Genomic DNA, 19680 nt, shown 5'->3' with positions numbered 1-19680 from the left:
GAAGCGATTGCAATGGATATTATATATGTAACAAAAAATTATACTTTTTCAACTTGCATAAAGCTTAATTCTAATGGAGTTTTTCTTCCGAAAATCTTAACCATTACCTCAAGTTTACGCTTTTCTTCATTGATTTTTTCAACCGAACCGTTAAACCCATTAAAAGGACCATCGATCACTTTTACAGTTTCACCAAGGCTGAAAGGAATAGAACGAGTATCTGTATTCACAGCCAACTCATCTACTTTACCTAACATTCTATTTACTTCAGAAAGTCTCAAAGGAACAGGTTCTCCTCCTTTGATCTCACCTAAAAATCCAATTACACTAGTAATAGATTTAATAATATGAGGTATCTCACCAACCAAATTGGCTTCGATCATAACATATCCAGGGAAATAAACTTTATCCTTAGACATTTTCTTTCCTTCTTTTACAGTAACTACTTTTTCTGTAGGTACCAAAACTTGGGAAACATAATCGCCCATACCTAATCTGGCAATCTCAGTTTCGATGTAAGCTTTGACTTTGTTCTCCTGTCCGCTTACAGCTCTAACTACATACCATTTTTTCACATTATTATCTGCCATCACAAAAAAATTATCCTTTTAACCAGTTAAAAAATCCAGCCAAAGCTTTTGCAAAAAATTCGTCTACTCCCCATGTTGCCAAAGCGAACAAGATCGAAAATACAGCCACAACAATTGTCAATTTTTGAACCTCAGCCCAAGCAGGCCAAGTAACATTTGACTTTAACTCTTCGAAAGCCTCTGATAAATAATTAGTAACTTTTGTCATTTGATATATTTTTTATTGCACGGGCGGAGGGATTCGAACCCCCATCAACGGTTTTGGAGACCGCTATTCTACCCTTGAACTACGCCCGTAATTAAAAGCCAGTGACTTCAGTTAAGAAAATCAACTGGCTTTTTATAATTTTTATAGGATTATCCTACGATTTCAGTCACCTGACCTGCTCCTACAGTTCTACCACCTTCACGGATAGCAAAACGTAAACCTACGCTCATTGCGATTGGGCTTAATAAAGAAACATTGATAGTCAAGTTATCTCCTGGCATTACCATCTCTACTCCTTCTGGTAAAGTAATAACTCCTGTTACGTCAGTTGTACGTACGTAGAACTGTGGACGGTAGTTATTATGGAATGGAGTGTGACGTCCACCTTCTTCTTTTTTCAAGATATAAACCTCAGCTTTGAAAGTAGCGTGTGGTTTTACTGATCCTGGCTTAATGATAACCATTCCTCTTTTGATAGATTCTTTATCAATACCTCTTAACAATAAACCTACGTTATCTCCAGCTTCTCCTCTATCAAGGATTTTACGGAACATCTCAACTCCTGTAATAGTAGAAGTTAATTTATCAGCTCCCATACCAATGATTTCAACTGGATCTCCTGTATTAGCAATACCTGTTTCGATACGACCTGTAGCAACAGTTCCACGACCAGTAATTGTAAATACATCTTCAACCGGCATCAAGAATGGTTTTGCTACGTCACGCACTGGCTCTTCAATCCAAGCATCAACAGCTTCCATTAATTCAATGATTTTTGGTACCCAAGCAGGATCATTATTCAATCCTCCTAAAGCAGAACCTTGAACTACTGGACCATTATCTCCATCATATTCGTAGAAAGATAATAAATCTCTAATTTCCATTTCAACAAGCTCTAACAACTCAGCATCATCAACCATATCCACTTTGTTCATGAAAACAACGATTCTTGGAATACCAACCTGACGACCTAAAAGGATGTGCTCACGAGTTTGTGGCATTGGACCATCTGTAGCAGCAACTACTAAGATAGCTCCGTCCATTTGAGCAGCTCCAGTAACCATGTTCTTTACGTAATCCGCGTGACCTGGACAGTCAACGTGAGCGTAGTGACGGTTAGCTGTTTCATACTCTACGTGTGATGTATTAATAGTAATACCTCTTTCTTTCTCCTCTGGAGCGTTATCGATTTGATCAAACGATTTTGCTTGACAGTAACCAGCGTCAGACAATACTTTTGTAATTGCTGCAGTTAATGTAGTTTTTCCGTGATCCACGTGTCCAATTGTACCTATGTTTAAGTGCGGTTTGGAACGATTAAAATTCTCCTTTGCCATTTTACTTAATTTTTAATCTTAGTTATATATTAATTTTCAATTTCCTACTTACTTGAGCCAACTACGGGAATTGAACCCGTGACCTCTTCCTTACCAAGGAAGCACTCTACCCCTGAGCTAAGTCGGCAGAGAGTTCTGACTTTTGATTTTAGATTCCAGACTAAACATCTGAAAACTACAGCTCAAAATCTTAACTACTTCTTTATTTGTGGGGAGAGCAGGATTCGAACCTGCGAAGTTCACACAGCAGATTTACAGTCTGCCCTCGTTGGCCGCTTGAGTATCTCCCCTAAATAATTTATGATTTCAGAATCGAAACTATAAGATTAACCTCATACTTCCATCTTTATCATAGTTATTTTTTTCAATATTTTAAAGAACCTGTTTCAAATCGCATTTGAAACTTTCCTGAGCCGATAGAGGGACTCGAACCCACGACCTGCTGATTACAAATCAGCTGCTCTAGCCAACTGAGCTACATCGGCAATTGCATTAAAAAAGTCCGCTATTTCTAACGGACTGCAAATGTAGCCATTTTATCTTTTAATCAAAACATTTTTTGAAAAAAATTTCAATTATATATGTGCTCTTATTTTTTCTTTCCTTTTTACAAGCAATCTCTCTAACGATTCTGCCGAAAGCTCAACCGCCTCTTCAAATGTCTTACATTGCTTTTTAACCAAAAAATCATCTCCCGGTACATTAATCTTAATCTCTACTGCTTTATTCTCCTTATCACTTGTTCTCTCCACTTTCAAGAAAACATCCGCCGAAACAACACGATCATAATATTTTTCCAATTTATCCATTCTCTCCTGAATAAAATCTACCAATTTTCTGTCAACAGTAAAGTTAACTGCATGAACATCTACCTTCATAATACAAATTTTAGGGTTAAACATTTCAGAATTACTGTTTATTTCTAGGATGCGCATTTGTATATACTTTTTTAAGCTCTGCCAAACTATTATGAGTATAGACCTGTGTAGATGCCAAACTCGAATGCCCCAATAATTCCTTAACTGAATTTAAATCTGCTCCGTTATTTAATAAGTGAGTTGCAAAAGTATGCCGAAGCACATGCGGACTCTTTTTTACCTTTTCAGAGACTTTACTAAAGTAAGAATTTATTAATCGATACACAAAAGATTCACTCAATTTTAACCCTTTGCCCGAAATAAAAAAATAATCGTCATCTACTATCTTTTCAACCAAAGCCCTTTCCTGCAAATACAAATTCAACTGCCTTCCAATTATCGGCAATATCGGAATAATACGCTCCTTATTTCGCTTCCCCAAAACCTTCAGTACCCCCGAGGACAAATCAACATTACACTTCATCAAATGAATCAATTCCGCTCTTCGCATTCCTGTAGCATAAAAAAGATCCACAATAAGCCTATCCCGAATTTCTTCAAATCCGGAAGGATCACCAACCTCCTGCAGCAAATCCGTTAATTCTTTTTCAGAAAAAGGAATCTGAATAATCTTAGGCGTTTTCAGCGCTTTATGCTTCAACATCGGACTCACTTCAATTTGCTTCGTTTTCAAAAGAAACCTATAAAACGACTTTAAAGACGCCATTTTCCTATTGACCGAAACATTAGAAACCCCTTCGTCCACTAAAAAAACAATCCAACTCCTAATCTGACCATAACCCACCTGCTCAATCTCATCCTGCTCAAAAGAAACGCTATTAAACTCCTCGAAAGACGATATATCATTCAAATAAGCCACAACAGTATGTGCCGAATACTTTTTCTCCAGCTCTAAATACTCACGAAACGCTTCTTTATTTGATTTCATAAAAACACAAGATTACAACACCATCACAACTGCAAAACCAGACACAAAAAGGTAAAAATTAAACACAAAAAAAACCGTTAGCATCAAAGTTATAATTTTCTGATGACTAACGGTAATTATTTTTGCAAAGCTACTACTAACTCTCCAAACTATCTCTCAAGTTTTGGATGTAAGCCGCTTTTTGAATTTGAGCTCTTTTGATTACAGAAGGCTTAATAAAAGCAGTACGCGCTCTTAATTGACGAACAGTTCCTGTTTTATCAAATTTTCTTTTATAGCGCTTTAATGCTCTATCGATATTTTCTCCGTCTTTAATTGGTATAATTAACATAATATTGACACCTCCTCTCGTTAAGGCTGCAAAAGTATGTATTAATTATGAGTTATGAGTTATAAATTGTTATTTTTTTTAGAAAATAGAGTTTAGAGCAAAGAATAAAGACTTCAATACTACGTATCCTGCATTCTTCATCCCGTGATTTTTTTTTTAGAAAATAGAATATAGAGTAAAGAATAAAGACTTCAATACTACGTACCCTGCATTCTTCATCCCGTGATTTTTTTTTTTAGAAAATAGAATATAGAGCAAAGAATATAGACTCCAATACTACGTACCCTGCATTCTTCATCCAGTGATTTATTTTTAGAAAATAGAATATAGAGCAAAGAATATAGACTCCAATACTGCGTACCCTGCATTCTTCATCACGTGATTTTTTTTAGAAAATAGAATATAGAGTAAAGAATAAAGACTTCAATACTATGTCCCCTGCATTCTTCGTCCCGTGATTTTTTTTTTTAGAAAATAGAATATAGAGTAAAGAATAAAGACTTCAATACTACGTACCCTGCATTCTTCATCCCGTGATTTTTTTTAGAAAATAGAATATAGAGTAAAGAATAAAGACTTCAATACTATGTCCCCTGCATTCTTCATCCCGTGATTTTTTTTTAGAAAATAGAATATAGAGTAAAGAATAAAGACTTCAATACTACGTACCCTGCATTCTTCATCCCGTGATTTTTTTAGAAAATAGAATATAGAATAAAGACTTCAATACTATACACTCTATATTCTATATTCTATATTCTATATTCTATATTCTATATTCTATATTCTATATTCTATATTCTTTACTCTTTCAACAAACTTCTTGAAATAACCACTTTTTGAATTTCAGTCGTTCCTTCCCCAATAGTACACAATTTAGAGTCTCTATAAAACTTCTCTACCGGAAAATCTTTTGTATACCCATAACCTCCATGAATCTGAACAGCCTCATTGGCGATCTTCACACAAGCTTCTGAAGCATACATCTTAGCCATAGCTCCAAGTGTTGTAACCGGTTTATGTTGTTGTTTTAAGAAAGCAGCTTTATGCAACAGTAATTCCGACGCTTCAATTTCAGTAGCCATATCTGCCAGCTTAAAGGATATTCCCTGAAAATTACTAATAGGCTGACCAAACTGGTATCTTTCTTTTGAATATTTCAAAGCTGCTTCATAAGCTCCTTTTGCAATTCCTAAAGATAAGGCTCCAATTGAAATTCGTCCTCCATCTAATATTTTCATGGCCTGAACAAATCCCTGCCCTACTTCTCCTAGTCTATTAGCATCCGGAACACGACAACTATCAAAAACTAATTCAGCCGTTTCACTGGCACGCATTCCAAGTTTATTTTCTTTTTTTCCGGAGCTAAATCCTTTCATTCCTTTCTCAAAAACAAAAGCTGTCATTCCTTTTGAATCACCTTTTTCACCGGTACGAACAATTACTACGGCAATATCACCTGAAATAGCGTGCGTAATGAAGTTCTTAGCTCCATTTACAACCCACTCATCGCCGTCTCTAATGGCTGTTGTATTCATTCCTCCTGCATCCGATCCGGTATTATGCTCTGTCAATCCCCAAGCTCCAATAAATTCAGCCGTAGCTAGTTTCGGCAACCATTTTTTCTTTTGTTCTTCATTTCCAAAAGTCAAAATATGATTGGTACATAAAGAATTATGGGCCGCAACAGACAAACCAATTGAAGGATCAACTTTTGAAATTTCCTCAACAACGGTAATATACTCATGGTATCCTAATCCGGAACCTCCGTATTCTTCAGGAACTAAAACTCCCATATACCCCATTTCTCCCAGTTGTTTAAACAGGGAAACCGGAAAAATCTGAGATTCATCCCATTCCATAATATTGGGTCTGATATTTTTCTCGGCAAAATCTTTTATTGACTGCGCAATCATCAACTGCGTTTCGTTATATTCAAAATTCATTGTAATTCTGTTTTTTTTTAGAACTCCAAATATAAACTAATTATTTTTGCTTTTTCAATAGGAAAATCTTTAATTTTTGACAAATCCTCAATATTATTAATATTTCCATTCATACTTCGATACGTCACAATCTCTTTAGCTAACGCATATCGGAAATAAGGAAACTTTGCCAATTCTTTTAAAGACGCATCATTTATAGGTACTTTTTTTAAAGAAGACGGGATTACTGCTTTAAAATGAATACCTAGTTCATTAACTACCTCAGGCGATAATCCCCAAACCTCATTCATTTGTTCCATCGAAACAAAACACCCCAAAATCTCTCTTTGTTTTAATATACGTAAAGACAAAGCTTCACCAATACCATAAATCTTAACCAAATCTTCCTGAGTCGCTGTATTGATATCCTCAACTATTATTTTTTCTTTTTTAGAAACAGGTTCCCGTACAAACTCTTTTCTTTCCATTTTATGGTTTGATTTATTTCCAACCCAATCCGGAAATTTAAAAAAAGGAGAAATCACATGCAGCAAGGAATCTGAAATTTTTGTGACCTCCTGAAACTCTATCGCAGAATTCACATATTTGTTCTCTTTTCTAAAAGCCAACAGACGATCAATCTCCTGAACAGACATCCCTAATTTATATCCCTTATAGTCGGTAATGAAATTTGGATTAAAAGCATATATTTTTCTTTTTTCACCAGACTTTGAAAGTTTTAAAGAATCGATTCCGGATTGCAAAGACATCCACTGTCCTTCTTCAGCAAAGGTTTTATCAGACATACTAAAATCAACAAAAAAATAAACGGTCTGCAACACAATTATTATTGCAAAAAGCACAAAAATTCCTTTGCGCTGTTCATTTGTAAACCTAAAATAGGTTGCAAAATCTTTTAAATTCATTTTATTCAAAATTTCTCTTCATTAAGTAAAGCACTAAAATAAAGAAAAACCTATAATTTATTAAGAAAATTAGTAAAAATATTGCGTTTTAAAAAATTACACATTTCCTTATTTATCCCCAATTAATTTAATGAATCTCAGTATTTAAAGATCAATCAACGGATGTTTTGTCAAAATATTTAATATTTTACAACTAAAAACGAGATAATTGTTTTTATTTTTTACAAAAAACGATACATTTGGAGCTTAGTAACAAATAAACCAATATAATATATGTCAATTTGGAGAGTTAAACCTATATCTGCCTTTGAGGCCGATATGAAAAAAAGTGATTTAAAAAGAGTTTTAGGAAAATGGAGCCTTACAGCTATTGGTGTTGGTGCCATTATTGGTGGAGGAATTTTTGTACTTACAGGTACCGGAGCATATTACCATGCAGGTCCAGCGTTAGCTGTTTCTTTCATCATTGCAGGGATTGCCTGTGTTTTTGCAGCTCTTTGTTATTCTGAGTTTGCCTCTATTTTACCTGTTGAAGGTTCTGCTTATGCTTATGCATATGGAACAATTGGAGAAATTTTTGCCTGGATTATCGGTTGGGGACTTATTCTCGAATATGCAATGGGATCCATGACGGTCGCCGTCTCCTGGTCCGGATATTTCAATAAACTACTCAAAATGTTTCATATCCATTTACCTGAATGGCTGACAACAGATCCTGCCAGTTACACCGGAGAAGGTTTTTCTATGAACTTACCGGCTTTTTTAATTGTCATTTTGGTTATTTCCATACTTATTAAAGGAACAAAAAGTGCCGCAAAAGCAAACAATTTTATTGTTATCCTAAAAGTTTCTGCTGTAATATTTGTAATTATTGCCGGTCTTTTCTTTATTAATACGGCTAACTGGACTCCATTTATTCCAGCAGCTACTCAAATTATTGAAAAAGAAACTACTCACAACGCTTACGGAATTGGAGGAATTGTATCCGGAGCCGCTGCAATTTTCTTTGCTTACGTTGGTTTCGATGCTGTTTCTACTCAGGCAGGAGAAGCGGTTAACCCTAAAAAGGATGTTCCGTTTGCTATTATTGCTTCGTTATTAATCTGTACTACTTTATATATACTTGTTTCTTTAGTACTAACGGGTATGATGAATTATAAAGATTTTAACCCACTAGGAAAATATCCTGATGCTATTAAAGCTCCTGTTGCATATGCATTTGATATTGCCGGACAAGGATGGGCTGGTCTTATAATTACTATTGCCGCAACAGTAGGTCTTGTTTCAGTATTAATGGTTATGATTATGGGACAATCAAGAATTTTCCTTGGTATGTCTAAAGATGGATTAATTCCTTCTGTATTCTCTAAAGTAAATCCACTTTCAGGAACTCCAAAAACTAACTTAATAATTTTAGGTGGTATTATCGCTACAGTTGCTGCTTTTACTCCAATCAACAAATTAGCCGATATGACCAGTTTTGGAACTTTATTTGCCTTTACAATGGTTTGTATTGCAGTTTGGATTTTAAGGGTAAAACAACCTGGATTAACGAGAACTTTCAAGGTTCCTGCCCTACCAGTTATTGCCGTTTTAGGTATTGCAATCAACACCTATTTAATGATCAATTTAAGCCACGATGCTCAATTTCTTTCACTAGGATGGTTAGCTATTGGTATACTGGTTTATTTTGGATACAGTAAAAAAAGATCAAGACTCAACAACAATACAGAAAACGAATAAACGTCATTCTATAAAACTAAAAAAGCTCCAAATTTTAAATATTTGGAGCTTTTTTTATAAATCAAAAACAGAAGTTCGTTTTGCCCTGATCAAATCTTTTAACCGAATCCAAAAGGCAAGGGTTAAATAAACTCCAAAACCTAAACCGGCCGTAACAAACGAGATATAAATAAAAAACAATCTTACACTTGTAACACGCATCCCCAGTTTATCTGCCAATCTTGAAGATACATGAAATCCATATTTTTCAAAAAAGAACTTTAATTTTAAAATAGCTGACATTTTATTGATTTTAGATTGTAGATTTGTCTATTTCTACAAAAGTACAAAATTATCACATTACCTCATTATTCTTAAGCAATGCTATTCCTAATGCACATCCTAAGCAACCTTTTTGGTTGCAATATTCTTTTTTAAGTTCTAAAAGTGCCTGGGTCTCAAAAGCATTTTTGGCCTTTATTCCGAAAAACTCAAATTTATCGATAACAGCATTGCTCTCCGGAGCTACCTGATTCATAAAAGCAATTAAATCTTCAGAAATAGATTCATCTCTGATACCTGCATAGGCAAACTGAAGTGGAATGATTGTATTTATGATGAGCAGATCTATAAATGCATGAGACAGAGCCTTTGGTTTCCTCGTACTTTCTTTATCAAACTGATAATGATTTTGCCAATATGGACTTGCTGAAACAATGAGCAGTTGACGTACTTCTTCAACAGATTTTAGAGAAATTATTTTTGAAAACAGATTTTGCTTCCGGTATAAATCAGCTAACTGTGAGAGTCGAATGGTCGGGAAATTATCGGGACGATGCTTAAAAAACTGAACGGGATCAACACAACTCTTCTTAATCTGATATTTGTTTAGTAGATAATAGTATCTGATTTTTAAGTCGGTAAAATAGACATCTTCTTTTTCAGAATCTAATAATCCAACTGTTCCAAAAAACAACCCTTCCAAATTTTCTACTTCAAAGCTTTCCTTTCTGATCACTGAAAAAGGAAGAGATTTTGCCATTTGTAGAAAAGAATTCCCATTGGTGTTTAATCCGAAATTCTTCGCTAATAATGAAAATAAAACCGCCTCCCAGTCTTGTTGGCTTTCCTTAAGCAAATCATAAATGAATGTTGATTTACGCTCTAAACGTTCAAAAAACAATCTTTCCTGCCAGTTTATAAAAACAAACTTGTCAATTTCAGCTATATTTTTTTCGCAGAATATCCATGATTTTGGTGTTAGTAGTGCGTTATAATTTGAAAGTGTCTCCGTAGCCGTATAATCTCTTAAAACTAAAACCGGAATCTCCATATTGCTTTTTCCAAAAATTTCTGTGTCGTGCTCCCAAACCACATGTAAAATTACATTGTCATAAGCAGTATCCTTTTCGTGACCATGTACATACCAATCTGAAGATTTTAGATGTATTTCGATATTACCAGCCCATTTTTGATTGCCAATTATAATTTGTGCATTAAAAAAATCCGGACCCGAAAGCTCCGTATAATCACCCGTTTTAATAATAGTGAGCAGCTCCTTTTGAGTAGTTCTTAAATTTAGAGTTTCAAATTTTTTGAATCTCCAGAGGTAGTGAAGAAAATCTTCTTTCATATTTAGGCTTATAGTAATGATTTGCAAAGCCCTAAAATTAACAAAAAAACTAATAATAATCTTACAAAATAAAATTTTTATTTTAGCAGATACAATCTGGCACACGCACGCGCATCTGATAATGCTTCGTGATGATTTAGCTGAATTTTCATTTCGCGGCAACAATCACTAAGTTTAGTAGGTTTGAAGCCTTTTGCCTTATAAATTTTAACGGTGCACTCCCATTTAGCAGCAATATTCAAATCTTCGTAATTCAGTTCGTAAAGCGCCATTGATTTCATAAGTACATTGCGATCAAAACTTTCATTATGTGCCACAATAACCCTATTTTTTAATCTCTTTTCTATTTCCGGATAGACTTGTTTAAACGATTTTGCATTAACAGTATCTCGTGGATATATCCCATGAACCTGAATTGTAAAGGGATTGTATTGATTGTTTGGCGGTTTTATCAAAGTAACAAATTCGTCTACAATTATTCCATTTTCTACAGTCACAATCCCAACGGAACACGGATGATAACTGGTTGCGGTTTCAAAATCTATGGCGGTAAAGTTCATATTCAAATCTATTTATTCAAAAAATCCATAAATCTAATCGTTTCAAATTAGATTTATGGATTTATAAATTTATTAAAAATTGTCTTATTTTATTGATCCTATAATATCATACTTTGTAATAATATGATGATTCCCGTTTTCAAGATCTACTAAAACAGCATCATTTTCCTTGGTGAATAACTTAGACACCTCTTCGATTGGGGTACCTAATTTAACAATTGGAAAAGGTTTCCCCATTACATCTTTAATCGGTTTTTCGGCGACGTTTTTATCAGCAACATAGCTTCTAAATAAATCTGTTTCGTCAACAGAACCCACAAATCCGTTGATATCAACCACCGGGATTTGTGAAATTTTATATTTACGCATACGTTCGATTGCATGAGAAACCAATTCTTCGGTACGAACAACAATTAATTGTTTATCGATATGGTCTTTAATAACATCCTCGGCTTTGGTTACATTTTCTTCCAGGAAACCACGTTCGCGCATCCAATCGTCGTTAAACATTTTACCTACGTAACGGCTTCCTGAATCGTGAAACAACACCACAACTACATCATCCGGCTTGAAATGTTCCTTTAGCTGTAACAATCCTTTTATACAAGCTCCGGCAGAATTTCCAACAAAAATAGCTTCTTCTAAAGCAATTTTTCTAGTATAAACAGCTGCATCTTTATCTGTTACTTTAGTGAATCCGTCAATTAAAGAGAAATCAACATTTTTAGGTAAAATGTCTTCTCCAATTCCTTCTGTGATGTACGAATAGATTTCATTTTCGTCAAAAATTCCAGTTTCATGATATTTTTTAAAAACAGAACCATAAGTGTCAATTCCCCAAATCTTAATGTTCGGATTTTTTTCTTTCAGGTATCTTCCAACTCCTGAGATTGTTCCTCCTGTTCCTACTCCAACTACGAAATGAGTAATCTTTCCATCAGTCTGTTTCCATATTTCCGGTCCGGTTTGCTCATAATGTGCCAACGAATTAGACATGTTATCGTATTGATTCACATACCATGAGTTTGGCGTTTCACTAGCCAGACGTTTTGAAACCGAGTAGTAAGAACGTGGATCAGTAGGCTCCACATCGGTAGGACATACTACCACTTTAGCTCCTACTGCACGTAAGATATCCATTTTCTCTTTAGACTGTTTGTCAGATATTACACAAATCAGTTTGTAGCCTTTAATGATCGCCACAAGTGCCAATCCCATCCCTGTGTTTCCTGAAGTACCTTCAATAATGGTTCCTCCTGGTTTTAATCGGCCATCTGCTTCTGCATCTTCAATCATTTTCACAGCCATTCTGTCTTTAACAGAATTTCCAGGATTAAAAGTTTCGACTTTTGCCAATACCAGCGCATCTATTTCAGCAACAATTTTGTTGAGTTTTACCAATGGTGTATTACCTATTGTTTCTAAAATGTTTTTTGAAAAGTCCATTTCTATTTGATTTTTAATATTTGGTTTTTAAAAATATGAAGCTCCTAATCTTATTGGAAGAAATTCCAAACCAGACCAAATCGGATCACAAAATCACGATAGGGATTATTAGGTGCCGAATAATAATCGCTTTTTGAGAATAAAGCGTTTATGTGCTCTGCTTTAAAATAAAAGCGGGTCTGACGAATTCTGGCGTTTAGAAAAAGATCGAATAACGGATAACCGCCAATCTTTTTATCATTCTGAACAAAAAATTCTCCTACAACCGGGTTATAGTCATTTCCGTAATATTTTGTAAAGTAATTAAATACAACTCCAGATTGCATGTACAATGCTTTCTTAAAAAAGTAACCTGAATAATAGAAGGTATTTCTAGTCACAAAATCAGGTACATTAAGAATCAAATCTGACTGACCAACCTTTTGGTATAAAAGTGTATTGTCTAAGGCAAATCGGCCAAATTTAAATTCACGGCTTGCTTTAATTTCCAGATAATTAATCGCATTACCATATTGAGCCGGCTCAATAATTTGAATATGTGCAGTAGCCTGAGCATCAGAAGATTTATCTCTAAAATAAAGATGATCGTTTAAAACGGTATACTGAACTTCTGCATTTAACCAAGGTGTTGACACATTGGCGCTAAGCGAGTTAATTTTTTCATTTTTAAAATTATTCGACCAGTTGTACTCTGTGTAACTGCTTTGGTATAAATTGAAATTGTTGTTTGGCAATTTATTGATGTTACGATATCTGAAATCAAACTGAATTTTATCATTCATATCGTATCTCAGTTTCGCATCTAAGTTAGAAAGCGACTGATTTGTAATCGATCTTGAATACAGAAAATGACCGTTCCATTTATTTTTTTGGTATTCGTACTGACCTCCGAAATTGTTAATTTGTAGAAATAAATTATCCGGTATAACTTTTTTGTCTTTCCCTATGATAATTCTACCGTATTCATAATTGGATCGGTAATCGTCTACAAAAAAATTAAATTTTCCTAAAAGAGAGTTTTCGTAAGCAAGTCCTGCCTTATTGTAGAGCCTTTCGTATTTCGTTTTATCGTTGATACCACTTGTAACATACGAATCTCCAAAGCGTTGAAACGCCGTCCCATTACCAATATTTGAAGCTAGTGTTGCCTGATTATATTCAAAAAGTTTATTTTCGTAATTAAACTGATGTGTTACATATAAATTGTTACTTCCGTTCTTGGGATTTACTCTGAACGCATGATCAAAAAACAGGCGTCTTCCTTTCAAAAACGACTTGGCATCTGTAAGGTAAACCTGTAATCTTTGACGATTTTTATAATCTTTATTATCACTTTCAAAATCTGTAGGTGTTGTAATCCCGCCATTCTCTTCATTTGAAATGTCCTGATACGTATAGTGCGCATTTATCGCATACCTTTTATCTGTTGTGGCATAACTGGTGGTGAATCTGAAATTTCCTGCACTTACCAATTGGTTTATATAATCTCCTTCTGAGCGTAAACCTTTGTAAGCAATAGAAAAGTTAAGATTTTTTGAGGTGTTTAACGTAATAAAGGAGTCTACGTTCTGACCTTTATTGATAGTGGTATTAAAAAACAACTCGGTAAAAGGAGTTGCCGCCGAATAATAACGAATCTGATCGGCTTCCATGTAATTAAAATGTTTACCGCTAAAACCAATTTCGGGATAAGGAGAAAAATTAGTTAAACTGTATTGCAGCGTATTAAAAGTTTGTCCGATGTTTGAGAAAGCCAAAAGCCCGAAATCGTCTTTTCTAAGATGATTTTGTTTGTAGGCACTTTTCAAGGTTAGCGAGGTATCTACATAGGTGGTATCGTGCTCCAATGTGATAATCTGATATTGATCTATGGTAGCAATCTTGGCTTTTTTCTTTTTTACCGTATCAGTTATACTTGAATATTTGGTGTTCATGTCTAAGTTATTTTTAGATGTAGTTTTTTCCTGAGAAAATACTAAAGTTGGTACAACTAAAAGATATAGAAAAATGAATATTCTCATTTGATGGTTTTATAGGTAATTATTACGACAAAATTTATCAGGCAAAGGTAAAAGATAAAAACGTATAAAAAAACAAATCATTGTGATCTGGATTCTTTTTCAAGCCAAACTGTTGAAACAAAAACCCCCAATCAAATGAATGATTGAGGGCTTTCAAAAAAAATCAAAATATTTATCTTAATTCCATCCTGGATTTTGACCTAATCCCGGATTAGTATTCATTTCAATTTGTGGTATTGGCCATAAAAATCTAAAGTCAGATGCAGGTATAGCAGCAACTGGGGTTGTAATAACAAAACTATTACCCAAAACAAATGCAGCAGCAGGAGGTGAGACAGCACTAGCTACCTTAGCAGGAATTCCGTTAGTTGCAACAGATGCTATTGGATCTGCCGTCAATCTGTGAATGTCAGTCCATCTGCGACCTTCCTGTAAAAATTCAATTCTTCTTTCTTTTAGAATAGCCTCAACCATAGTAGGAACAGTAGGAAAAGAAGCAGCTGTATAAGCCTGCCCCACAGGGTTCCCTGGAGTTGCTACAGGATTAGCCAACGATCTGTTTCTTACAGAGTTCAACAAAGTTAGAGCTGCTGGTAAATTTGATAAACGTGCCTGAGCTTCAGCCATATTCAACACTACCTCAGCATATCTGATAACTGGTGCAGCATCTGTACGATTTGTAACATCTGTGTACTTATTAGTATATTTAATTCCTGCCGCAGTGTAAATAAACTTCCCTTCTTCTCTTCGTTTATCATCTGTCAACCACCATTTAGTATCTCTCCATAAAATAGGACTAATACAAACCAGTGCCCTGTCTCTTAACATACTGGCTAATGCAGCATTTACACCAGGATTAGATGTAGCAGCATGCTGAATAGAAAAAATAGACTCCGAGTTACTAGTACTAGCAGCCGCAGTATTCTGAAACGGTGCGTAAGGATCAGCTGTCAATGCAAAAACCCCATTTAACTTACTACCTTCAACAATTACATTTGCCCAATCTCTTTTTTGAAGATAAAGTCTGGTTTTGAACGCAATTGCAGCCCATTTAGAAGCTTTACCAACAACTCTTGATGCAAATCCGCTTGAACTACCTGTAGTAATTAAAGTTTCTGCAGCATTTAAATCAGTCAAAACTTTTGCATAACAATCAGCAACTGTATTTCTAGGTTTTACTGTTTCTGAGTCAATTTCAGCTTGTGTATTAACTCCAACTTCTCTGTAAGGAATACCTGCATGAGTTGCACCAGGAGTGTCAAAATAAGGTTTCGCAAAATAAGTTAGTAATTCTAAATGTGTAATTGCTCTTAAAAATTTACACTGACCGATATAATTATCTCCAGCCGCTTTGGTGATGATACCTTTTGCAACAGCATCTGTCGTACCTTCAATCATCAAATTACATCTGTTGATTAATCTGTAACCATCAACCCAGTAATAAACATTGTTAGCACTAGTTGGATCATAGGTTGTACTGTATGTCAAATCATAAAATGTTGCCATATTAACAACATCTTCACCTCTTGTTTCTCCTTGCTCTACATACGCAGCTCCCCAAACATATCCTCTACCACCATTTGCAGTAGTAGCGTTATATTGACCAATAGCTGCCGCATTATAAACACCGTTCATATAACTCTCTATCAAAGTTGGTGTTGTAAAAGCATCCGGACTTAGAATATTATTTACTGGTTTTAAATCCAATATCTTGTCTTCTGTACATGAACTCATCCCGAGTACAGCTACAGAAAGTAAAATTGTTTTTATTATATTTTTCATAGTACTTATTATAAACTTACATTTAATCCAACTGAGATCACTTTTGAACGTGGTGTTCCATTAATATCTACTCCAGATGTTTCCATCTCAGGATTCAAACCTTTGTAATCTGAAATCAGCCAAATATTTTGCGCTTGAACAAATAGCCTGAAGTTATCTACCTTAATTTTATCTAGCAACATTTTAGGCAGTGTGTAACCAATACTAATATTATCAAGTGAAATAAAATCGCCTTTTTCAACAAAACGGGTACTTGCGCTTCCACTAAGATTTGTTGAAGTATTTGTACCTGCATATAATCTTGGTGTCCATCCGTCTCCCGGATTGTCAACACTTTGCCATCTTCCTAAAATTTCTGTTCCGTTGTTGTTAAAGTTTTGGTTCATCAACTCTCTTCTAGTGGAATTAAAAATTTTATTCCCTCCACTAAATCTGAACATAAAACCAAAATCAAGATTTTTATACTTCATCGTAGAACTAACAGATCCGTAATAAGTTGGCAACGTGTTCCCCAAAATAGTTCTATCAGAACTAGTCAATGATGCTGCTGCACCTGCCGCTGCCGGATTATTTGGATCAAAAACAGAATAGGTAACAGCTGGCAAGTTTCCTTGTACTAAACTACCGTCTGCTTTGTAATACACCGGGTTACCGTTTGCTTTATTAACTCCCCAATATTTAAATCCATATAAAGAGTTAACTGATTCTCCTTGCTGAATAATGATATTTGGAGCAATGCTTGTATCTGTAGATGACCCCCCTATGATTGGTTGTCCTTGATACAATGCCGTAACTTTATTCTTAGCAAGCGTTAAATTAGAAGAGATATCCCATTTAAAGTTTGCATTATTAATTGCCTTAAATGTAGCAGCAAACTCATATCCCTGATTGTACATTTTACCAACATTTTGATTGACCGTATTATTAGGAATACCAATGGATGGAGGTTGTGGTGCCGCCAAAACTAAATTGTCGATATTATTTTTAAAATAATCGAAGCTTAATGTCAAACGATTGTTAAGCAATCCTAAATCTACACCAAAATCAACTTTAGTTGAAGTTTCCCATTCTAATAAAGGATTCCCAAATTGCCAGTAACCAATACCATTAGAAGAACCATATGGAGAACCAATTGTAAGATCTTTTGAAGGATAAGAAGCTCCATCCAAAACCTCAACATTACCAACCTGAGAATAAGAACCTCTAAATTTCAAATCAGAAACTGTATTGCTAATTCCTTCCATGAAACTTTCTTTAGATACGGTCCAACCTGCAGAAACTCCAGGGAAATTATGGTACCTAACATTTTTTTCAAACTGAGAAATTCCGTCACGTCTAAGGGATCCCTGAATAAAATATTTCTCTTTGTAGTTATAAGTAACACGCCCTAAATAAGACATAATACCTTTTTCGGTAACACCACCACCAGAATCTCTTGTATTATAAGTATTACTTACTAAATTTTTATCAAAGAAATCACTTATAATATCACTTCCTGACCCCCAAAAAATCTTTGTTTTGGATTTTTGATATTCAGCAACACCTGTTACTCCAAGATTATGATCTTCAGCAAAAGTGTGCTTGTAGTTCAAAATATTCTGCCAGTTCCATCTCATAAGATTCGTATTGTCCTGATATACACTACCATTTGATGAACGTCCGTCTCCGTGCACAGGATTCCAGTATCGGTAACCATCTGTTGATGCATTATCCGCACTTACCTGCAATTTATAGCTTAAATCAGAAGTAATCTTTGCATTTGCAAAAACACTTGCAATTATTCTCGTTGTTGTTGATTCATATTTATTATGATCCAATGCATAAATAATATTGGTAATATTATCTCCTACCGGAGCTAAATTATCCCACTGCCCAACGGTTGCATTATTTGACGAAAGATTGTATCCTGTTGGATCAAGGACATCATAAATAGGTGTATTTGGCAACTGTCTGATCGTATTAAAAAAGTTACCTGACAAACTGCTTGCGGCACTATTCAATCCTTTATACTCCGTTCTGTTTACATTAAAATTTGTACCAAAACTAAACCATTTGTTGACATCCTGATCAATATTAGCTCTAATCGAATACTTTTTCATACTATTAGATAAATTGATACCATCTAAATCAGTAAGCCCTAAAGATAAATAGTACTTTGTTTTATCAGAACCTCCACTGAAATTAAGATTATGCGTCATTTGAGGTGCATTTCTTAACACAGCACCTTGCCAATCTGTATTGTAAGTATTTCCAACTGCCCAAGGAGCCTGACCTCTATTGGTTCTTTTTTCATTAGAAATAACCAGAAAATCAGGAGTCTCTAACAAATCATATTTTTTAGCAGCACTAGCAACACCAAAAACACTTGAATAAGAAACTTTTAGACTACCTTTCTTTCCGCTTTTAGTCGTAATCAAAACAACTCCATTTGCTGCTCTTGATCCATAGATAGCAGTTGCAGCACCATCTTTTAAAATATCAAAAGATTCTATATCATCCGGATTGATATCTGCTAAACCATTTGTAGAAGAAACCCCTCCGATATCACCAGAATAAATTGGAATACCATCAACAACAATTAATGGCTCTGTACTACCAGAAATAGATCCGATACCTCTAATTCTAATTTTTGGCGCAGCACCAATAAGTCCGGTATTGTTTAATACCTGAACTCCCGTCGCTCTACCTGCCAAAAGTCCTTCAACACTTGGAGTTACAAGATTAGAAATGTCGCTTCCTGCAATTTTAGAGATAGAACCGGTTACTTCTTTTCTTTTCTGTACACCGTAACCTACAACTACAACCTCATTCATTAATTGAGCCTCTGACTCCAATACAACATTAACTGAATTTGAAGAACCAACAGTTGCTTGTTTGTTATTCATACCTACATATGAAAAAACTAACACATCACCTGTCTTTGCTTTTATGGAATAACTTCCGTCAAAATCAGTTTGAGTGCTTACTTTAGATCCTTTCACAAGAACATTTACTCCCGGAATAACCCCTGTTTTATCAGAGACCTTTCCAGTCACAGTTCTCTCCTGAGCAAAAGAAAACTGCATAGATAACGCCACAACCAGCGTAAAAATCCATTTAAATTTTAATTTCATTTTAATTTATTTTGAATTAGTATGGCGCAAACATCTTAATTATTTCTTAAAACTCCAAAATTTTTTAACTTAATTTTAGTCTAAATTCCTAAACATCTATCAACATCCATCATAATTCGTTTAGATTCCATTCTTTTTAGTAGCAATATTCCTTATTTTTTTACTAAAAACATAAATTTATGTAATTTTAACACTTAACACCCTTTTAACACTTAATCCTCATAAAAAGCAAACCTGTTAAAAAAATAAGATCTGCTTTTGCGAACATCTTTTAAATTGC

The 19680-nt window shown here is 34.7% G+C and carries 16 protein-coding genes and 4 tRNA genes; 1 reads left to right on the top strand and 19 read right to left on the bottom strand.

What is annotated here, in order from left to right; genetic code table 11:
- Positions 1-38 precede the first annotated feature (38 nt).
- The 12 genes from nusG to OGZ34_RS09885 form a co-directional block, all read right to left on the bottom strand.
- Positions 39-590: a transcription termination/antitermination protein NusG gene (nusG, locus tag OGZ34_RS09940; RefSeq protein WP_173964703.1), complete on the bottom strand. Its 552-nt coding sequence runs from the start codon at positions 588-590 to the stop codon at positions 39-41.
- A 10-nt stretch (positions 591-600) separates the two neighbouring features.
- Entirely contained in the window at positions 601-798 is a 198-nt protein-coding gene (secE, locus tag OGZ34_RS09935) for a preprotein translocase subunit SecE (RefSeq protein WP_008466927.1), read from the bottom strand.
- 18 nt (positions 799-816) lie between these two features.
- Positions 817-887 (bottom strand) — tRNA-Trp (locus OGZ34_RS09930).
- Between the two features lie 60 nt (positions 888-947).
- Positions 948-2135 carry an elongation factor Tu gene (tuf, locus tag OGZ34_RS09925; protein ID WP_007807448.1) on the bottom strand — a complete coding sequence of 396 codons (1188 nt, stop codon included), beginning with the start codon at positions 2133-2135 and terminating at the stop codon, positions 948-950.
- A gap of 55 nt (positions 2136-2190) precedes the next feature.
- Positions 2191-2262, bottom strand: a tRNA-Thr gene (locus OGZ34_RS09920).
- Between the two features lie 82 nt (positions 2263-2344).
- Positions 2345-2425 (bottom strand) — tRNA-Tyr (locus OGZ34_RS09915).
- Between the two features lie 121 nt (positions 2426-2546).
- Positions 2547-2620, bottom strand: a tRNA-Thr gene (locus OGZ34_RS09910).
- 90 nt (positions 2621-2710) lie between these two features.
- A complete protein-coding gene (hpf, locus tag OGZ34_RS09905) occupies positions 2711-3013 on the bottom strand; it encodes a ribosome hibernation-promoting factor, HPF/YfiA family (protein WP_017496722.1) in 303 nt (100 codons plus the stop codon).
- 31 nt (positions 3014-3044) lie between these two features.
- Complete coding sequence (locus OGZ34_RS09900) at positions 3045-3941, bottom strand: tyrosine-type recombinase/integrase (protein WP_263362921.1); 897 nt, start codon at positions 3939-3941, stop codon at positions 3045-3047.
- 136 nt (positions 3942-4077) lie between these two features.
- Positions 4078-4272 (bottom strand): 30S ribosomal protein S21, encoded by a 195-nt coding sequence (rpsU, locus tag OGZ34_RS09895; protein ID WP_035684969.1) that lies wholly within the window; start codon positions 4270-4272, stop codon positions 4078-4080.
- Positions 4273-5075: 803 nt separating this feature from the next.
- Positions 5076-6218, bottom strand: coding sequence for an acyl-CoA dehydrogenase family protein (locus OGZ34_RS09890; protein ID WP_263362920.1), 1143 nt, complete (start codon positions 6216-6218; stop codon positions 5076-5078).
- 17 nt (positions 6219-6235) lie between these two features.
- Positions 6236-7123, bottom strand: coding sequence for a ComEA family DNA-binding protein (locus OGZ34_RS09885; protein WP_263362919.1), 888 nt, complete (start codon positions 7121-7123; stop codon positions 6236-6238).
- Between the two features lie 273 nt (positions 7124-7396).
- Between OGZ34_RS09885 and OGZ34_RS09880 the strand changes: the two genes are divergently transcribed.
- On the top strand, positions 7397-8866 hold the full coding sequence (locus OGZ34_RS09880; protein WP_173964698.1) for an APC family permease: 1470 nt from the start codon (positions 7397-7399) through the stop codon (positions 8864-8866).
- A gap of 54 nt (positions 8867-8920) precedes the next feature.
- On the opposite strand, the gene OGZ34_RS09875 is transcribed toward OGZ34_RS09880, so the two are convergent.
- The 7 genes from OGZ34_RS09875 to OGZ34_RS09845 all read right to left on the bottom strand — a co-directional run bounded on the left by OGZ34_RS09875 (position 8921) and on the right by OGZ34_RS09845 (position 19400).
- Positions 8921-9148, bottom strand: a complete 228-nt coding sequence (locus OGZ34_RS09875) for a PspC family transcriptional regulator (protein WP_007810860.1) — start codon at positions 9146-9148, stop codon at positions 8921-8923.
- A gap of 52 nt (positions 9149-9200) precedes the next feature.
- A complete protein-coding gene (locus tag OGZ34_RS09870) occupies positions 9201-10478 on the bottom strand; it encodes a DUF2851 family protein (protein ID WP_263362918.1) in 1278 nt (425 codons plus the stop codon).
- A gap of 77 nt (positions 10479-10555) precedes the next feature.
- Positions 10556-11038: a 3'-5' exonuclease gene (locus OGZ34_RS09865; protein ID WP_173964696.1), complete on the bottom strand. Its 483-nt coding sequence runs from the start codon at positions 11036-11038 to the stop codon at positions 10556-10558.
- 84 nt (positions 11039-11122) lie between these two features.
- A complete protein-coding gene (locus OGZ34_RS09860) occupies positions 11123-12484 on the bottom strand; it encodes a pyridoxal-phosphate dependent enzyme (RefSeq protein ID WP_173964695.1) in 1362 nt (453 codons plus the stop codon).
- A 50-nt stretch (positions 12485-12534) separates the two neighbouring features.
- Positions 12535-14505: a putative porin gene (locus OGZ34_RS09855; RefSeq protein WP_263362917.1), complete on the bottom strand. Its 1971-nt coding sequence runs from the start codon at positions 14503-14505 to the stop codon at positions 12535-12537.
- Positions 14506-14682: 177 nt separating this feature from the next.
- Positions 14683-16287 carry a RagB/SusD family nutrient uptake outer membrane protein gene (locus tag OGZ34_RS09850; protein ID WP_173964693.1) on the bottom strand — a complete coding sequence of 535 codons (1605 nt, stop codon included), beginning with the start codon at positions 16285-16287 and terminating at the stop codon, positions 14683-14685.
- 8 nt (positions 16288-16295) lie between these two features.
- The gene (locus tag OGZ34_RS09845) at positions 16296-19400 is read right to left on the bottom strand and encodes a SusC/RagA family TonB-linked outer membrane protein (protein WP_173964692.1); all 3105 of its coding nucleotides are present in this window, start codon (positions 19398-19400) and stop codon (positions 16296-16298) included.
- Positions 19401-19680: the final 280 nt, after the last annotated feature.

Origin of the sequence: Flavobacterium collinsii (genome assembly GCF_946903285.1) — a bacterium.
GTDB lineage: Bacteria > Bacteroidota > Bacteroidia > Flavobacteriales > Flavobacteriaceae > Flavobacterium > Flavobacterium collinsii.
The sequence above is the reverse complement of the archived record's forward strand: the minus strand, read 5'-3'. Positions and strand labels throughout refer to the sequence as shown.